The 12,840-nt window shown below is 71.1% G+C and carries 11 protein-coding genes, 2 pseudogenes and 1 riboswitch; of the genes and pseudogenes, 11 read left to right on the top strand and 2 right to left on the bottom strand.

All coding sequences use genetic code 11. The annotated features are described in order from the left end of the window. The first annotated feature begins 28 nt into the window (after positions 1-28). The 6 genes from STRVI_RS28190 to STRVI_RS28165 all read left to right on the top strand — a co-directional run bounded on the left by STRVI_RS28190 (position 29) and on the right by STRVI_RS28165 (position 5,463). The gene (locus tag STRVI_RS28190) at positions 29-505 is read left to right on the top strand and encodes a carboxymuconolactone decarboxylase family protein (RefSeq protein WP_014059032.1); all 477 of its coding nucleotides are present in this window, start codon (positions 29-31) and stop codon (positions 503-505) included. Positions 506-563: 58 nt separating this feature from the next. Then, the gene (locus STRVI_RS28185) at positions 564-1,487 is read left to right on the top strand and encodes an RNA polymerase sigma-70 factor (protein WP_014059031.1); all 924 of its coding nucleotides are present in this window, start codon (positions 564-566) and stop codon (positions 1,485-1,487) included. A gap of 45 nt (positions 1,488-1,532) precedes the next feature. Next, positions 1,533-1,760, top strand: a riboswitch (cobalamin riboswitch). Positions 1,761-1,815: 55 nt separating this feature from the next. Beyond that, complete coding sequence (locus STRVI_RS28180) at positions 1,816-2,862, top strand: ABC transporter substrate-binding protein (protein WP_208949177.1); 1,047 nt, start codon at positions 1,816-1,818, stop codon at positions 2,860-2,862. Continuing rightward, positions 2,859-3,872: a FecCD family ABC transporter permease gene (locus STRVI_RS28175; protein ID WP_014059029.1), complete on the top strand. Its 1,014-nt coding sequence runs from the start codon at positions 2,859-2,861 to the stop codon at positions 3,870-3,872. The genes STRVI_RS28180 and STRVI_RS28175 overlap by 4 nt, the downstream gene beginning before the upstream one ends. Next, complete coding sequence (locus tag STRVI_RS28170; RefSeq protein ID WP_014059028.1) at positions 3,869-4,678, top strand: ABC transporter ATP-binding protein; 810 nt, start codon at positions 3,869-3,871, stop codon at positions 4,676-4,678. The genes STRVI_RS28175 and STRVI_RS28170 overlap by 4 nt, the downstream gene beginning before the upstream one ends. 98 nt (positions 4,679-4,776) lie before the next feature. Then, on the top strand, positions 4,777-5,463 hold the full coding sequence (locus STRVI_RS28165) for a response regulator (RefSeq protein ID WP_014059027.1): 687 nt from the start codon (positions 4,777-4,779) through the stop codon (positions 5,461-5,463). Between the two features lie 91 nt (positions 5,464-5,554). On the opposite strand, the gene STRVI_RS52940 is transcribed toward STRVI_RS28165, so the two are convergent. Then, positions 5,555-7,060, bottom strand: coding sequence for a M1 family metallopeptidase (locus STRVI_RS52940; RefSeq protein WP_014059026.1), 1,506 nt, complete (start codon positions 7,058-7,060; stop codon positions 5,555-5,557). Between the two features lie 210 nt (positions 7,061-7,270). Between STRVI_RS52940 and STRVI_RS48770 the strand changes: the two are divergent. From STRVI_RS48770 to STRVI_RS28145, 4 genes and pseudogenes are all read left to right on the top strand, one after another. Beyond that, a pseudogene (locus STRVI_RS48770) lies at positions 7,271-7,372 on the top strand (LysR family transcriptional regulator); the annotation flags it as partial. A 27-nt stretch (positions 7,373-7,399) separates the two neighbouring features. Next, complete coding sequence (locus STRVI_RS28155) at positions 7,400-7,840, top strand: CoA transferase (RefSeq protein ID WP_353477048.1); 441 nt, start codon at positions 7,400-7,402, stop codon at positions 7,838-7,840. Positions 7,841-7,929: 89 nt separating this feature from the next. Then, a complete protein-coding gene (locus tag STRVI_RS28150) occupies positions 7,930-8,703 on the top strand; it encodes a crotonase/enoyl-CoA hydratase family protein (protein WP_014059025.1) in 774 nt (257 codons plus the stop codon). 18 nt (positions 8,704-8,721) lie between these two features. Then, positions 8,722-9,072, top strand: a pseudogene (locus STRVI_RS28145) (acyl-CoA dehydrogenase family protein); the annotation flags it as partial. Here STRVI_RS28145 and STRVI_RS28140 read toward each other — a convergent pair. Continuing rightward, positions 9,069-10,277 (bottom strand): RNA-guided endonuclease InsQ/TnpB family protein, encoded by a 1,209-nt coding sequence (locus tag STRVI_RS28140; RefSeq protein WP_014059024.1) that lies wholly within the window; start codon positions 10,275-10,277, stop codon positions 9,069-9,071. The pseudogene STRVI_RS28145 and the gene STRVI_RS28140 overlap by 4 nt on opposite strands. A 364-nt stretch (positions 10,278-10,641) precedes the next feature. Between STRVI_RS28140 and STRVI_RS28135 the strand changes: the two genes are divergently transcribed. Then, on the top strand, positions 10,642-12,795 hold the full coding sequence (locus tag STRVI_RS28135; protein WP_014059023.1) for an acyltransferase family protein: 2,154 nt from the start codon (positions 10,642-10,644) through the stop codon (positions 12,793-12,795). Positions 12,796-12,840 lie beyond the last annotated feature (45 nt).

Raw genomic sequence — 12,840 nt, 5'->3', positions numbered from 1 at the left:
CCACTGAACGACCACAGAGGAGCACACCATGGACGCGCGACTGAACTACTCCGCCAGCCAGACCGCCGGGAAGGTCCTGAGGCCCGTCATGGCGGCGGGCAGGGCGGTCAAGGAATCGCCGCTGCCCGCGGCGACGCAGGAGCTGGTGGCGATTCGTGTGAGTCAGATCAACGGCTGCGCCGTCTGCATCGACATGCACACCAAGGAAGCGGCCGCGGCCGGTGAGACCCCGGTGCGGCTGAACCTGGTAGCGGTATGGCGGGAGGCCACCGTCTTCACCGATGCCGAGCGGGCCGCGCTGGCGCTGGCGGAGGAGGGGACCCGGGCCGCGGACGCGGCCCGTGGGGTCGGCGACGAGGTGTGGGCGAATGCCGCCGAACACTATGACGAGGAGCAGCTCACCGCCCTGGTGATCCTGGTCTCCTTCATGAATATGGTGAACCGGCTGAACGTCATCACCCAGCAGCCCGCGGCCGGTGACTACGAGGCCGGGCAGTTCCACTGACCGGCAACGGCAACGGCAACGGCAACGGCAACGGGCCCAGGGGAAAGGGGGAATCGGCGTGAGCAAGGTTGAGGAGTTCGAGGAGCTGCGGCCGCTGCTGTTCTCGATCGCCTATCGGATCCTGGGCAGTGTGAGTGAGGCCGAGGACGCGGTGCAGGAGACCTGGCTGCGCTTCGACGGCTCGGCGACCCGGCCCACGTCGACCAAGGCATATCTGTCGGCCACGGTGACGCGCATCTCGATCGATGTGCTGCGCTCCGCGCGCGTGCGACGTGAGGAGTACGTGGGCCCGTGGTTCCCCGAGCCGCTGCTCAGCGATCCGTATCAGGATCCGGCCCGGGCGGTGGAGCTGGCCGACTCGGTGTCCATGGCCGCGCTGTTGCTGCTGGAGCGGCTCAGCCCGTTGGAGCGGGCGGTGTTCGTGCTGCGGGAGGTGTTCGCCTTCGGGTTCGACGAGGTCGCCACGGCGGTGGGGCGGTCGGAGGCTGCGTGCAGGCAGTTGCTGGTGCGGGCGCGGCGGCACATGCAGGCCGGGCGGCCGCGGTTCGAGGCGGACCGGCAGGAACGGCAGGAGCTGGCCACGCGGTTCTTCGACGCGCTGAAGGACGGCGATGTGGGCGCGTTGCGGAATCTGCTCGCCGCCGATGTGCAACTGGTCGGGGACGGCGGCGGCAAGGCCCCGCGGCTGGCCAAGGCCGTCATGGGCGCGGAGAACGTGGCCCGGCTGCTGGGCACGGTCTTCCCCTGGCTGCTGCGGATCGACGTGACGTTCGAGCTTCATGCGGTCAACGGCCAGCCCGGCGCGGTCTTCCGGGAGCGGGACGGCAAGGTGCTCCAGACCCTGGTCCTCGATGTGCTCGACGGGCAGATTCAGGCCATCCGCGCGGTGATCAATCCCGACAAGCTCGGCCACCTCGGGCCGGTCGGCGACGCCTGGGCCGTCGACCGCGAGGTGCGGCAGGCCCGTCGGCGCTCGAACTGACCTCGATGCGTGGTTTCCCACCCCGTGACCGGTCCGACACCCTGATCGTTCGACCATCTTGATAGTCTCGGGGAGCCAGTCGTGCCACATCCGAGGCCAGGGAATCCGGTGTGAATCCGGAGCTGACGCGCAGCGGTGAGGGGGACGGGCGGGGCATGTGACACCACTGGGAGGAGTCCGCGACGGCCGCGAAGCCGCCGCGGACGAGCACCGGGAAGGGGCCCCGTCCGGACGAGCCCGAGTCCGAAGACCTGCTGGTATCTCCGCGCCCCGTGCGGGGAGTACGTCCGTAGGCCAGGCTCCGCGTTCGAGCCCCGACAACCGAGGCATGCCCGTGCTCTGCTCTGCCCGCCGTACCGCGGCCCTTCTGCTCGCCCCCGCCCTCCTGCTCACCGCGTGCGGTGGCTCGGGCCAGGACGGCGCGGACGCCACAAAGCCTGCCGGTGCGGGCTATCCGCGCACCATCGACAACTGCGGCCACAAGGTCACGGTGAAGTCCGCCCCGAAGCGGGCCCTCTCGCTCAACCAGGGCACCACGGAGATCCTGCTCTCCCTCGGCCTCGCCGACCGCATGGCGGGCACCGCCACCTGGACCGACCCGGTGATGAAGGGCCTGGAGAAGGCGAATGCGACGGTGCCGCGCCTGGCGGACAACGCGCCGTCCTTCGAGAAGGCCCTGGACGCCGAACCCGACCTCGTCACCGCCTCGTTCGTCTCCACCCTCGGCAAGGGCGGCGTGGCCACCCGCGAGCAGTTCGAGAAGCTGGGCGTGCCCACCTACGTCTCGCCGTCCGACTGCTCGGCGGGCCGGGACCCCGACAGCGGTGGCGATGGCTCCCGCAGCAAACCACTCACCCTGGACACCGTCTACGGCGAGATACGCGACCTGGCCCACGCGTTCGGCGTCGACGAGCGCGGCGAGAAGCTCGTCGCGCGGTTGAAGCAGCGCGTGCGTACGGCCACCGAGGGCGTGGACGCCTCCGGCGTCTCCCTCATGTACTGGTTCGCCAACTCCCAGTCGCCCTACCTCGCCGGCTGCTGCGGCGCCCCGGGCGCCATCACCCGGGCCGTCGGAGCGAAGAACGCCTTCTCCGACACCCACGACGAGTGGCCGCAGATCAACTGGGAGACCGTGGCCGACCGCGACCCGGACGTCATCGTCCTCGGCGATCTCACCCGCAAGCAGCAGACCGCGGAGACCGCCAAGGCCAAGATGCGTTTCCTGGAGACCAACGCCGCCACCCGCAATCTCACCGCCGTGAAGAAGAAGCGGTACGTCCTGCTCAGCGGGCAGGCCATGAACCCGTCCATCCGTACGGTCGAAGGGGTCGAGCAGGTCGCCGCCGGGCTGCGCGACTTCGGACTCGCCAAGTGACCACCCGCCTCCTGCTGCTGATCGCGGGAGGGCTGGCCGCGCTGGTCGCGTCGATCGCCGTCGCCGTGACCATCGGCCCCGCCGACATCTCCACGTCCGACGTCTGGGCAGCGGTCACCGCCCATCTCGGCCTGGGCGAGAGCACGTTGCCACCGCTGCGCGACGGCATCGTGTGGAACCTGCGCATGCCCCGCACCCTGCTCGCCGCGGTGTGCGGGGCGGGGCTGGCCCTCTGCGGGGCCGTGATGCAGTCCCTGCTGCGCAATCCGCTGGCCGACCCCTTCGTCCTCGGAGTGTCCTCCGGCGCCTCCACAGGCGCCGTCGCCGTGGTCGTCCTCGGCGTGGGCGGCGGGGCCGTGTCGCTGTCGGCGGGCGCGTTCATCGGCGCGCTGCTCTCCTTCGGCCTGGTCCTGATGCTCAGCCACAGCCTCGGCGGCAGCACCGACCGTGTGGTGCTCTCCGGGGTGGCCGCCATGCAACTGTTCTCCGCGCTGACCTCGTTCACCGTCCTCACCTCCGCGGACGCCGACACCACCCGCGCCGTGCTGTTCTGGCTCCTCGGCTCGCTCACCGGCGCGGGCTGGACCGATGTGCTGCTGTGCGCCGTCGTCCTGGCCGCCGTCCTCCTGGTCTGTCTCGGACACGCCCGCACCCTCGACGCGTTCGCCTTCGGCGAGGAGGCCGCGGCAGCGCTCGGCGTCCGCGTGGCCCGCACTCGCCTCGTCCTGCTGTGCGCGACCGCGCTGCTCACCGCGACCCTGGTCAGCTCCGCCGGGGCCATCGGCTTCGTCGGTCTGGTCCTCCCGCACGCCACCCGCGCCCTCACCGGGTCCGGCCACGCCCGCCTCCTGCCGGTCACCGCACTGGCCGGAGCCATCTTCCTGGTGTGGGCGGACACCGCCGCCCGCACCGTGATCGACCCCCAGGAGGTCCCGGTGGGCGTGGTGACGTCCCTCATCGGCGTGCCGGCCTTCGTCGCCGTGCTCCACCGCGGCCGGAGGAAGACATGAACGACTCCCTTCCACCCGCCACCTCGGATGCGGCACCCGGACTCCGCGCGGACCGCGTCAGCCGCCGCGCCGACGGCCGGCTCATCGTCGACGGCATCACCCTCACCCTGCTCCCCGGCGAGACGCTGGGCCTCCTCGGCCCCAACGGCTCCGGGAAATCCACCCTGCTGCGGCTGCTCGCCGGGATCCTCGCCCCCTCCGCCGGAGTCGTCACCCTGGACGGCCGCGCACTGCCGCGGGTCGGCCGCCGCGCCACGGCCCGCCGTATCGCCACCGTCGAACAGCACGCCCACACCCAGACCGAACTGACCGTCCGCGAGGTCGTGGCCCTTGGCCGCATCCCGCACCGGCGCGCCTGGTCGTCGTCCACCGCCGCGGACACCCGGGCCGTCGACGCGGCCCTGGAGCGCACCGCACTGACCGACCGGGCGGGTCAGTCGTGGCACACCCTCTCCGGTGGCGAGCGCCAGCGCGCCCAGATCGCCCGGGCCCTCGCCCAGGAACCGTACGAGCTGCTGCTCGACGAGCCGACCAACCACCTCGACATCCAGCACCAGCTCGACCTGCTCGACCTCGTCGTCGGTCTGCCGATCGCCACCGTGATCGCCCTCCACGACCTCAACCTCGCGGCGATGTACTGCGACCGCCTGCTCGTCCTCCGCGAGGGACACGTCGTGGCCGAGGGCACCCCCAGCCAGGTGCTGACCCCGTCCTTGATCAAGCAGGTCTACGACGTCCAGGCCGATGTCACCCACGATCCGGGCCACCCGGTCATCCGCTTTCTGCGCCGCACACCGAAGCCGTGAGCCGGTGGACGGTATCCTGCCGAGCGGTTGCATGAACGACGGCGGCTGGACGGTTCTGGCGCGCTTTACCACTAGGCGGCTCTGGAAGGATCCACCACGTGAGCGATGCCGCGGACACACCGCCCCCCGAAGACGCCCCAATCCGGGTGCTGATCGCGGATGACCAGGCGATGGTGCGCACCGGGTTCCGGCTGATTCTCGACTCCCAGCCCGGAATCGAGGTGGTGGGCGAGGCCGCCGATGGCTCCGAATGCGTGGAGCTGGCCCGGCGGCACCGCCCCGATGTGTGCCTGGTCGACATCCGGATGCCGAAACTGGACGGTCTGGAGGCGACCCGGCTGCTGGCCGGGCCCGGAGTGGCGGATCCGCTGCGGGTCGTCGTGGTCACCACCTTCGACCAGGACGATTACGTGCACACCGCGATACGCAACGGCGCCTGTGGCTTCCTGCTCAAGGACGCCGGTCCCGAACTCCTGGTGGAGGCGGTGCGGTCGGCCGCGCGCGGTGGCGCGCTGGTGTCTCCCGCGATCACCGTGCGTCTGCTGCGGCAGTGGGCGAGCCGGCCCGGCGCCGCCACCGGGGCGAACCCCCTGACCGGCAGGGAGCTGGACGTCGCCCGGCTGGTGGCGGTGGGCCGGACCAATCAGGAGATCTGCGCCGAACTGCACCTGTCCCTGTCCACGGTGAAAACCCACCTCAGCAACATCCAGACCAAGCTCGCCGTCCGCAACCGCGTGGAGATCGCGGCCTGGGCCTGGGACACCGGAGCGGTACGCAACCGCTAGTCCCGGCGAACGGCGCGGCCCGAGTCCGGCAGGATGTGTGCCCGACGGGGCGTGTGCCGTTCAGAGTGTGTGCCGTCAGCAGGTCCGCCCGTCATGACGTGTGCCAGTCGGGGTGGCCGGGCATGGCCGGGAGCTTCGTGGAGTACAGCCAGGAGCGCAGGAAGGGCCCCAGATCGCGGCCGGCGACGCGGCTCGCCAGGCGGATGAAGTCCGCGGTCCCCGCCGTGCTGTCGCGGTGCTCCGCCACCCAGGCGCGCTCGATGCGCCGGAACGTGGCCTCGTCGACCTTCTGCCGCAGCGCGTACAACACCAGAGCACCACCCTGGTAGGCGCCCCAGCCGTAGGGAGCCCTGTCCTTGGGTGTGAAGGCGCCGAGGCGGGGATCGGCGACCGGCCCCTGCTTGCGCAGTTGGGCGGTGGCGTCCCGGTACGCGCTCTTCATGGCGTCGGCCGGATCGGTGCCGCGCGCCTCCTGGTTCCACAGGCCCTCGTAGTAGACGGCGTGGCCCTCGTTGAGCCACAGATCGCTCCACCGGCGGGGAGAGACGCTGTTGCCGAAGTACTCGTGAGAGATCTCGTGCGCGACGATCGCGTCCGAGCCGTTGGTCTCCATACCGTCCTTGGTGAGCTCCTCCGTGGCGAGCAGGGTCAGGGACTGCGTCTCGAGTTCACCGCCCATCGGGGTGGCGTAGATGCCGTACGTCCGCAGCGGGAACGGGCCCAGCCGTCGGGTCAGGAAGCGCAGTGCCTTGGGCACGACCGTGTCGAGCTGCGGCATGAGGTCATTGACGTGGCCGGTGGGCAGGGCGTGGCGCAGCTTGATCCCGTCCGGTCCCCGCCGCTCGACCACAGTGAAGTGGCCGACGCCGATCTGGATGAGTTCGGGCGCGAGCTTTTGGCGGCTCTCGAAGCGGCGGACGGTATACGCCCCTTCGCGCCGGGTGGCGGTGAGTTCGCCGTTCGCGATGGCGTTCACCCGCGAGGGTGCGGCGATGGTGATGGTGGTCGGCGCCTTCTGGTCCGGGTGGTCGGCGAACGCCGCGATCCGATGCGCGCCCGAGGGCTGGTTGATGGTCTGGACGACCCCCTTCGCCCGCACCATCCCGATCGCCGTGGTGCCGAGCTTCTGGGCCTCCTCAGGGCCCGCCACGGGCGCGTGCACCGTGACCGCCACCGAGAACCCCCGGCCGCTGGGCACCGGGCCCGCGGGAGTCACGCGCAGCTCCTGGCCGGAGCGGGTCCAGGTCGTCTTGTGGCCGTCGACCGTCACCGAACGGACCGTGGTCCCGGTCAGGTCGAGGTCGAAACGGGACAGGGCGTGGGTGGCCCGGCCGCGCAGTGTGGTGGTCGCGGTGTACGTCTTGAGGTCCTCGGCGAAGCGCAGCGCCAGGTCGGTATGGCGCACCGTGTAGCCCCCGTTGCCGAGCCCGGGGTGCAGCGTGTCCCCGATTCCGGCGGCTCCGGGCGCGGGTGTGGTACGGGTGCCGCTCTGCGCGGACGTCGCGTCGGGGGTACAGCCGGCCGCGCCCGTCAGAGCGGTGGCCAGCGCCGTGACGAGCCACGGCGTGAGGGTCGAGTGTCGTGTGTGACGAGCCATGAGCCGAGGGTCGCCCGCGAGGCAACTGCTCCGGATCCACCGGATAGCGGGTTCATGGCCATCGGCATCGGCCGAAAGAACGACCGGCGCGGAAGACGCTGACACGGCATCGAGAGCTTCGACGAGTACGTCGCCACGTTCCCGTTGGCCTGATCCACGGTGGCGCCGCGGGCGCGCGGAGGGCACCGTACCGCGAGGTAGATTTAGGGTGTGGACATGCTGCACCTGCGCTATTTCGTGGCCGTCGCGGAAGAACTCAACTTCTCGCGGGCGGCGCGCAGGCTCCATATGGCGCCCCCACCGGATTCCCGCTGTCGATGACCAGGGGGACACCGCGCGGTGCCCACCCGGGACGGACTCGCCTGTGTGATGCCGTACAACCCGCGCAACTTCCGGGACTTCTTCGCCGCCGCGGGCCGCCCCGATCTCGCCGAGGACCCGCGGGTGAACGGCGACACCATCCACGACGCCGACATCGACCCGCTGGTGGAACTCATCGAGGAGTGCGCGCCGAGCCTGACCACCGCCGAGTGGGAGCGGGTCTGCGCCAAGCACAGCATCCCCATGGCGGCGGTGCTGGAACTGGACCGGGCCGCCGAGGACCCGTACGTCCGCGAGGGGCATCTGCTCGATGTGGTGGACCACCCCAGCGAGGGTGCGACCCGCTCGATCGGCATCCCGGTGCGCTTCGCCGCCACTCCCGCCTCCGTACGGAGGCTCGCCCCGCTGCCCGGCGAGCACACGGACGAGGTCCTGCGCGAGCTCGCCGACCGGGCCTGAACGCGCCGCGTCGCCCGCCATCGGACACCACGCGCGCACACCCCATCGCGCCCGCGCACCCCATCGCACACCGCACAAGGACATCCACCATGGACAACACCCGTCCCCAGGTGCGGACCGAGAGAATCGGTTCGACCCTGCTCATCACCATCGACCGGCCCACGGCACGCAACGCCGTCAACGCCGCCGTCGCCGCCGGACTCGCCGCCGCCCTCGACACGCTGGAGGACGGGAGCGATCTGCGCGCCGGGGTGCTGACCGGCGCCGAAGGCACCTTCAGCGTCGGAATGGACCTCAAGGCCGGACTGGCCGGTGAGTCGCCCGAGGTGCCGGGGCGTGGCTTCGGCGGGCTGACCCAGGCCGCGACCAGCAAGCCCCTGATCGCCGCCGTGGAGGGCTGGGCGCTGGGCGGTGGCTTCGAGCTCGCGCTCGGCTGCGACCTCATCGTGGCGGCCGAGGACGCCGCCTTCGGCCTGCCGGAGGTCACCCGGGGCCTGGTCGCGGCCGGTGGCGGTGTGATCCGACTGTGCAAGCGGATCCCGTACCACCTGGCCATGGAGCTGCTGCTGACCGGGGAGACCATCTCCGGTGAGCGGGCCGGGGCACTCGGCATCGCCAACCGGGTGGTGCCCGCGGGCACGGCAGTCCACACCGCCGTACAGCTCGCCGAGCGGCTCGCCGCGAACGCCCCGCTCGCGCTCGCCGCCGTCAAGCGCATCACCCGCGCCGCCGACGGTGTCCCCGAGCCGGACGCCTTCCGTGCGCAGGAGTGGGAGATGGCGGCCCTGAAGTCGTCCGCCGATGTGCGGGAGGGCATGACGGCCTTCGCCGAGCGCCGCGCCCCGCGCTGGCAGGGCAAGTAGTAGAGCCCGGAGAGAGGTCATGAACTGGCGCTGGCGTACGCCACCGAGCGCCGCCAGTTCGGGCGGCCGGTCGCCGGCTTCCAACTGGTCCAGGCTCTCCTGGTGAAGAGCCTCAGCAACATCACCGCCTGCTGGGGCACGCTGGTACAGCTCGCCCGCCAGCAGGACGCCGAGATCTTCCGCGATGAACACTCCGCGCTCGCGAAGGCGTTCGTCACCTCACGGATGCGCGAGGTCGTGGCCTGGTGCCGGGAGATCTTCGGTGGCAACGGCATCGTGCTGGACTACGACATCGCGCGGTTCTTCGCCGATGCCGAGGCGATCTACTCCTTCGAGGGAACCCGCGAGTTGACTTCCTCCTCCGCTTAAAGGCGGGGGATTCCAGCGGTCGCCCGCTGGGGTTCCTGCTTCATCGACGACCGCCCCGTCCGGGAGGACTCCCGTTGAGGTCTTACACCGTCTCCACAGGCAGACACCGCCAGCCCGGCGGCCAGGATATTGCGCGCCGCGTTCACATCGCGGTCATGCACAGTGCCGCAGACACACGTCCACTCACGGACGTTCAGCGGCAGCTTCCCGCGGACCGTGCCGCAGGCTCCGCACAGCTTCGAGCTGGGGAACCAGCGGTCGACCGTGACAAGTTCACGCCCGTACCAGGCGCACTTGTACTCCAGCATCATGCGCAGATCCGTCCACGCCGCATCCGAGATGGCGCGCGCCAGGCGGCCGTTCTTCAGCAGGTTACGGACGGTGAGGTCCTCGATCACGACCGTTTGGTTCTCACGGACGAGACGAGTCGACAGCTTGTGCAGGAAGTCGCGGCGCCGGTCGGCGATCCGCGCGTGCACGCGGGCGACCTTCCGGCGGGCCTTTTCCCGGTTCGCGGACCCCTTGGCCTTGCGGGACAGCTCCCGTTGCGCCTTCGCCAGGCGGGCCCGGTCGCGCCGTTCGTGCCGGGGGTTGGCGATCTTCTCCCCGGTGGAGAGGGTCACCAGGGAGGTGACCCCGGCGTCGATACCGACCGCCGTACTCGTGGCGGGGGCCGGGGTGATGGTGTCCTCGACGAGCAGGGAGACGAACCAGCGTCCGGCGGCGTCGCGGGACGCCGTCACCGTCGTGGGCTCGGCAGCCTCCGGGAGGGGACGGGACCAGCGGATGTCCAGCGGCCCGGCCGTCTTCGCCAGGGTCAGGCGCCCGTCACGCCACGTGAAGGCGCTGCGGGTGTACTCGGCCGAGGCCCGGGACGTCTTCCGCGACGTGTAGCGCGGGTACTTGGCCCGCTGGGCGAAGAAGTTCCCGAACGCCGTCTGAAGATGGCGCAGCGCCTGCTGGAGGGGGACCGAGGACACCTCCGCCAGGAAGGCGAGTTCCTCGTTCTTCTTCCACTGCGTCAGCGCGGCGGAGGACTGCACGTAGGAGATGCGGCGCTGCTCGCCGTACCAGGCCCGCGTGCGCTCCTCCAACGCCTTGTTGTACACGAGGCGGACACAGCCGAACGTGCGCGACAGCTCAGCCGCCTGCTCGTCCGAGGGGTAAAAGCGGTACTTGAACGCCCGCTTGACCTGCTGCGCCATACCTCACACTCTATCAGCTCCCGTGTGAGGGATGGGTGTCGGCCGGTGACCGCAGACACCGAATCACCCTGGCGGCGATTCGCCTTTCCTGCCCTGCTCCGCAGGAGCTTGGTTTCCTCCCCGGACTGAAGGCCGGGGTATCCACGAAGGAGTCCCGATGAACACGCTCATCGTCGGCAAGGCCATCACCGGGCAGAGCGCCTTCGTGTGATCCGGGGCCGAGCCCGCGACGAGCCACCGCACGCGCCGGACCTCTCGGCAGGGGCCCGGCGCGGCGCGCTCCCCGCACCAGGCTCCGCCGTCGGCCCGGTCTCGTGTGCTCCGCATCACGGAAACACCCCCTGTGCTGCGGACAGTTCACGGTATGACGCACACTCCCACGGCCGCCCGCCCCCAGCGGGACACGGCGCCGGGCCACCGGGTCACGGGGCTGGCGCAGCGCCTGTGCGGCCACCACGTATCCCGCTCCGGCGGCCGTACGCCGAAGGCCGCCCTCCGGCGCGACATCCAGGGGCTGCGCGGGCTGGCCGTCACCCTGGTCGTGCTCGCGCACGCGGGAGTCCCGTACGCCCCCGGGGGATACGCCGGGGTCGATGTCTTCTTCGTGATCTCCGGATTCCTGATCACAGCGGGCCTGCTCAAGGAGGCCGAGCACACCGGATCGCTCTCCCTGCGGCGCTTCTACGCCCGGCGCGCGGTGCGCATCCTCCCGCTCGCGACCCTGGTCGCGCTGGTCACCATGGCGGGCTGCCGGCTCTTCGCCTCGAAGATCCGCTACACCGAGTTCATGCACGACGCGCTGGCCGGCGCCCTGTACGTCATGAACATCGACCTGGCGGTCTCGGGCGCCGACTATCTGAACGAGGACACCGCGCCGTCGCCCTTCCAGCACTTCTGGTCGCTGTCCGTGGAGGAGCAGTTCTACCTCCTGTGGCCCGTCCTCCTGCTCGCAAGCTGGAAACTCATCCGGCGACCGGCGCTGCGGGCGCTGCCGCTGGGTGCCCTGTGCCTGGTGTCGTACGTCCAGGGTGTCCAGGTGGCCGAGACCTCGCCCTCATGGGCGTACTTCGGCCCGCACACACGGCTGTGGGAACTGGGCGCCGGAAGCCTGCTGGCCTTCGGCGCCGGGGCGCCGGCACGGCTTCCCCGCGGCGTGTCCGCCGCTGGCACCTGGCTGGGGCTGTCCGGCATCGCCGCGTCGGCGGTGCTGTACGACGACGACACCCCGTTCCCCGGACACTTCGCGCTGCTGCCCGTGCTGGGCGCGGCCCTGGTGATCGCGGGCGGGTGCCGCACGTCTCCGTCCGCCGCCTCCCGGCTGCTCGCCGTGCGCCCCGCGGCATGGGTGGGCGACCTGTCGTACGGCTGGTATCTGTGGCACTGGCCGCTGCTGATGATCGGCCCCACGGCGCTGGGACGGCCCGCCGGGACCTGGCTGAACCTCGCGCTGTGCGCCGTTGCCCTGCTGCTGGCACGGGTGAGCCTGCACCTGGTGGAGAACCCGGTCCGGTTCCGTGGCCCGCTGCGCCGAAAGCCCACGGCCGCGGTGGCCTTCGGCCTCTGCCTGTCCGCCACCGTCGTGTCCGCCGCCCTCGTCGCGGCGTCCTTCCCGCCGCCGATCAGCTCCGCCGTCCGCGCTCCCGGGCTGAACGAGGCCCTCACCACCGCACAGGACCCGCGGTACCGGCTCACCGGCCTCATCGCCACGGCCGCCACCGGGCTGCCACGCAACCTGACACCGCCGCTCACCGACATCAAGAAGAAGCGGTCGGCCGTCTACCGCGACGGCTGCCACGTGAACTACACCGCCACCCGGTCGCCCGACTGCGTGTACGGGGACCGGACCTCCGACAAGGTCGTCGTCCTCTATGGGGACTCCCACGCCGCGCAGTGGTTCCCGGCGCTGGAGAAGCTGAGCCGCCGGTACGGCTGGAAGCTGGTGTCGCTGACCAAGTCGTCCTGCAAAACCGCCGACATCACCATCGTCAACGGCCACCGGCCGTACGAGGCGTGCGACACCTGGCGCAAGGAGGCGCTGAAGCGGATCGAGCGGCTGCACCCGATGCTGGTCGTGGCCTCCTCCTCCGAAGCGGGCACATCGGTGCGGCCCCTGCGGGACCCGCTGCGGGAGTGGGCCGCGGGATACGAACGCGTCTACCGGCAACTGGCCCGCGCCGCGGACCATGTGGCCGTACTGCTCGACAACCCATGGCCGAAGGACGATCCCGTCGAGTGCGCGGCGAGCCGACCCCTGCGGCTGCGGGGCTGCGAGCCGGACCAGCGCGACGCCGTCAAGGATCCCACCCGCCGGGAGGCCAACCGGCAGGGCGCCCGCCGCGCCGGTGCCGCCGTGGTCGATCCGAAGCCGTGGCTGTGCCCCCGGTCGGGCGGGTGCCCCGTGGCCGTGGGCGACACCTTCGTCTACCGCGACGAGAGCCACCTGGCCGAGACCTACGTCGAGGCGCTGGCTCCGGTGCTGCGGCAGGAGTTGCGGAAACCGGGGTTGACCGGCGACTAGGTGCCCAGCGTGTCGGCGGAGAGGCGTGGCGCGGCTTGTAGGGTA

Source organism: Streptomyces violaceusniger Tu 4113, assembly GCF_000147815.2.
In the GTDB taxonomy this organism is placed as follows: Bacteria; Actinomycetota; Actinomycetes; order Streptomycetales; family Streptomycetaceae; genus Streptomyces; species Streptomyces violaceusniger_A.
The sequence above is the reverse complement of the archived record's forward strand: the minus strand, read 5'-3'. Positions and strand labels throughout refer to the sequence as shown.

What these genes read in the sequence shown, in the direction of transcription:
- STRVI_RS28190 (WP_014059032.1), top strand. Translation starts at nt 29, where the DNA reads ATGGACGCGCGACTGAACTACTCCGCCAGCCAGACCGCCGGGAAGGTC.
- STRVI_RS28180 (WP_208949177.1), top strand. Translation starts at nt 1,816, where the DNA reads ATGCCCGTGCTCTGCTCTGCCCGCCGTACCGCGGCCCTTCTGCTCGCC.
- STRVI_RS28170 (WP_014059028.1), top strand. Translation starts at nt 3,869, where the DNA reads ATGAACGACTCCCTTCCACCCGCCACCTCGGATGCGGCACCCGGACTC.
- STRVI_RS52940 (WP_014059026.1), bottom strand. Translation starts at nt 7,060, where the DNA reads ATGGCTCGTCACACACGACACTCGACCCTCACGCCGTGGCTCGTCACG.
- STRVI_RS28150 (WP_014059025.1), top strand. Translation starts at nt 7,930, where the DNA reads ATGGACAACACCCGTCCCCAGGTGCGGACCGAGAGAATCGGTTCGACC.
- STRVI_RS28140 (WP_014059024.1), bottom strand. Translation starts at nt 10,277, where the DNA reads ATGGCGCAGCAGGTCAAGCGGGCGTTCAAGTACCGCTTTTACCCCTCG.
- STRVI_RS28135 (WP_014059023.1), top strand. Translation starts at nt 10,642, where the DNA reads ATGACGCACACTCCCACGGCCGCCCGCCCCCAGCGGGACACGGCGCCG.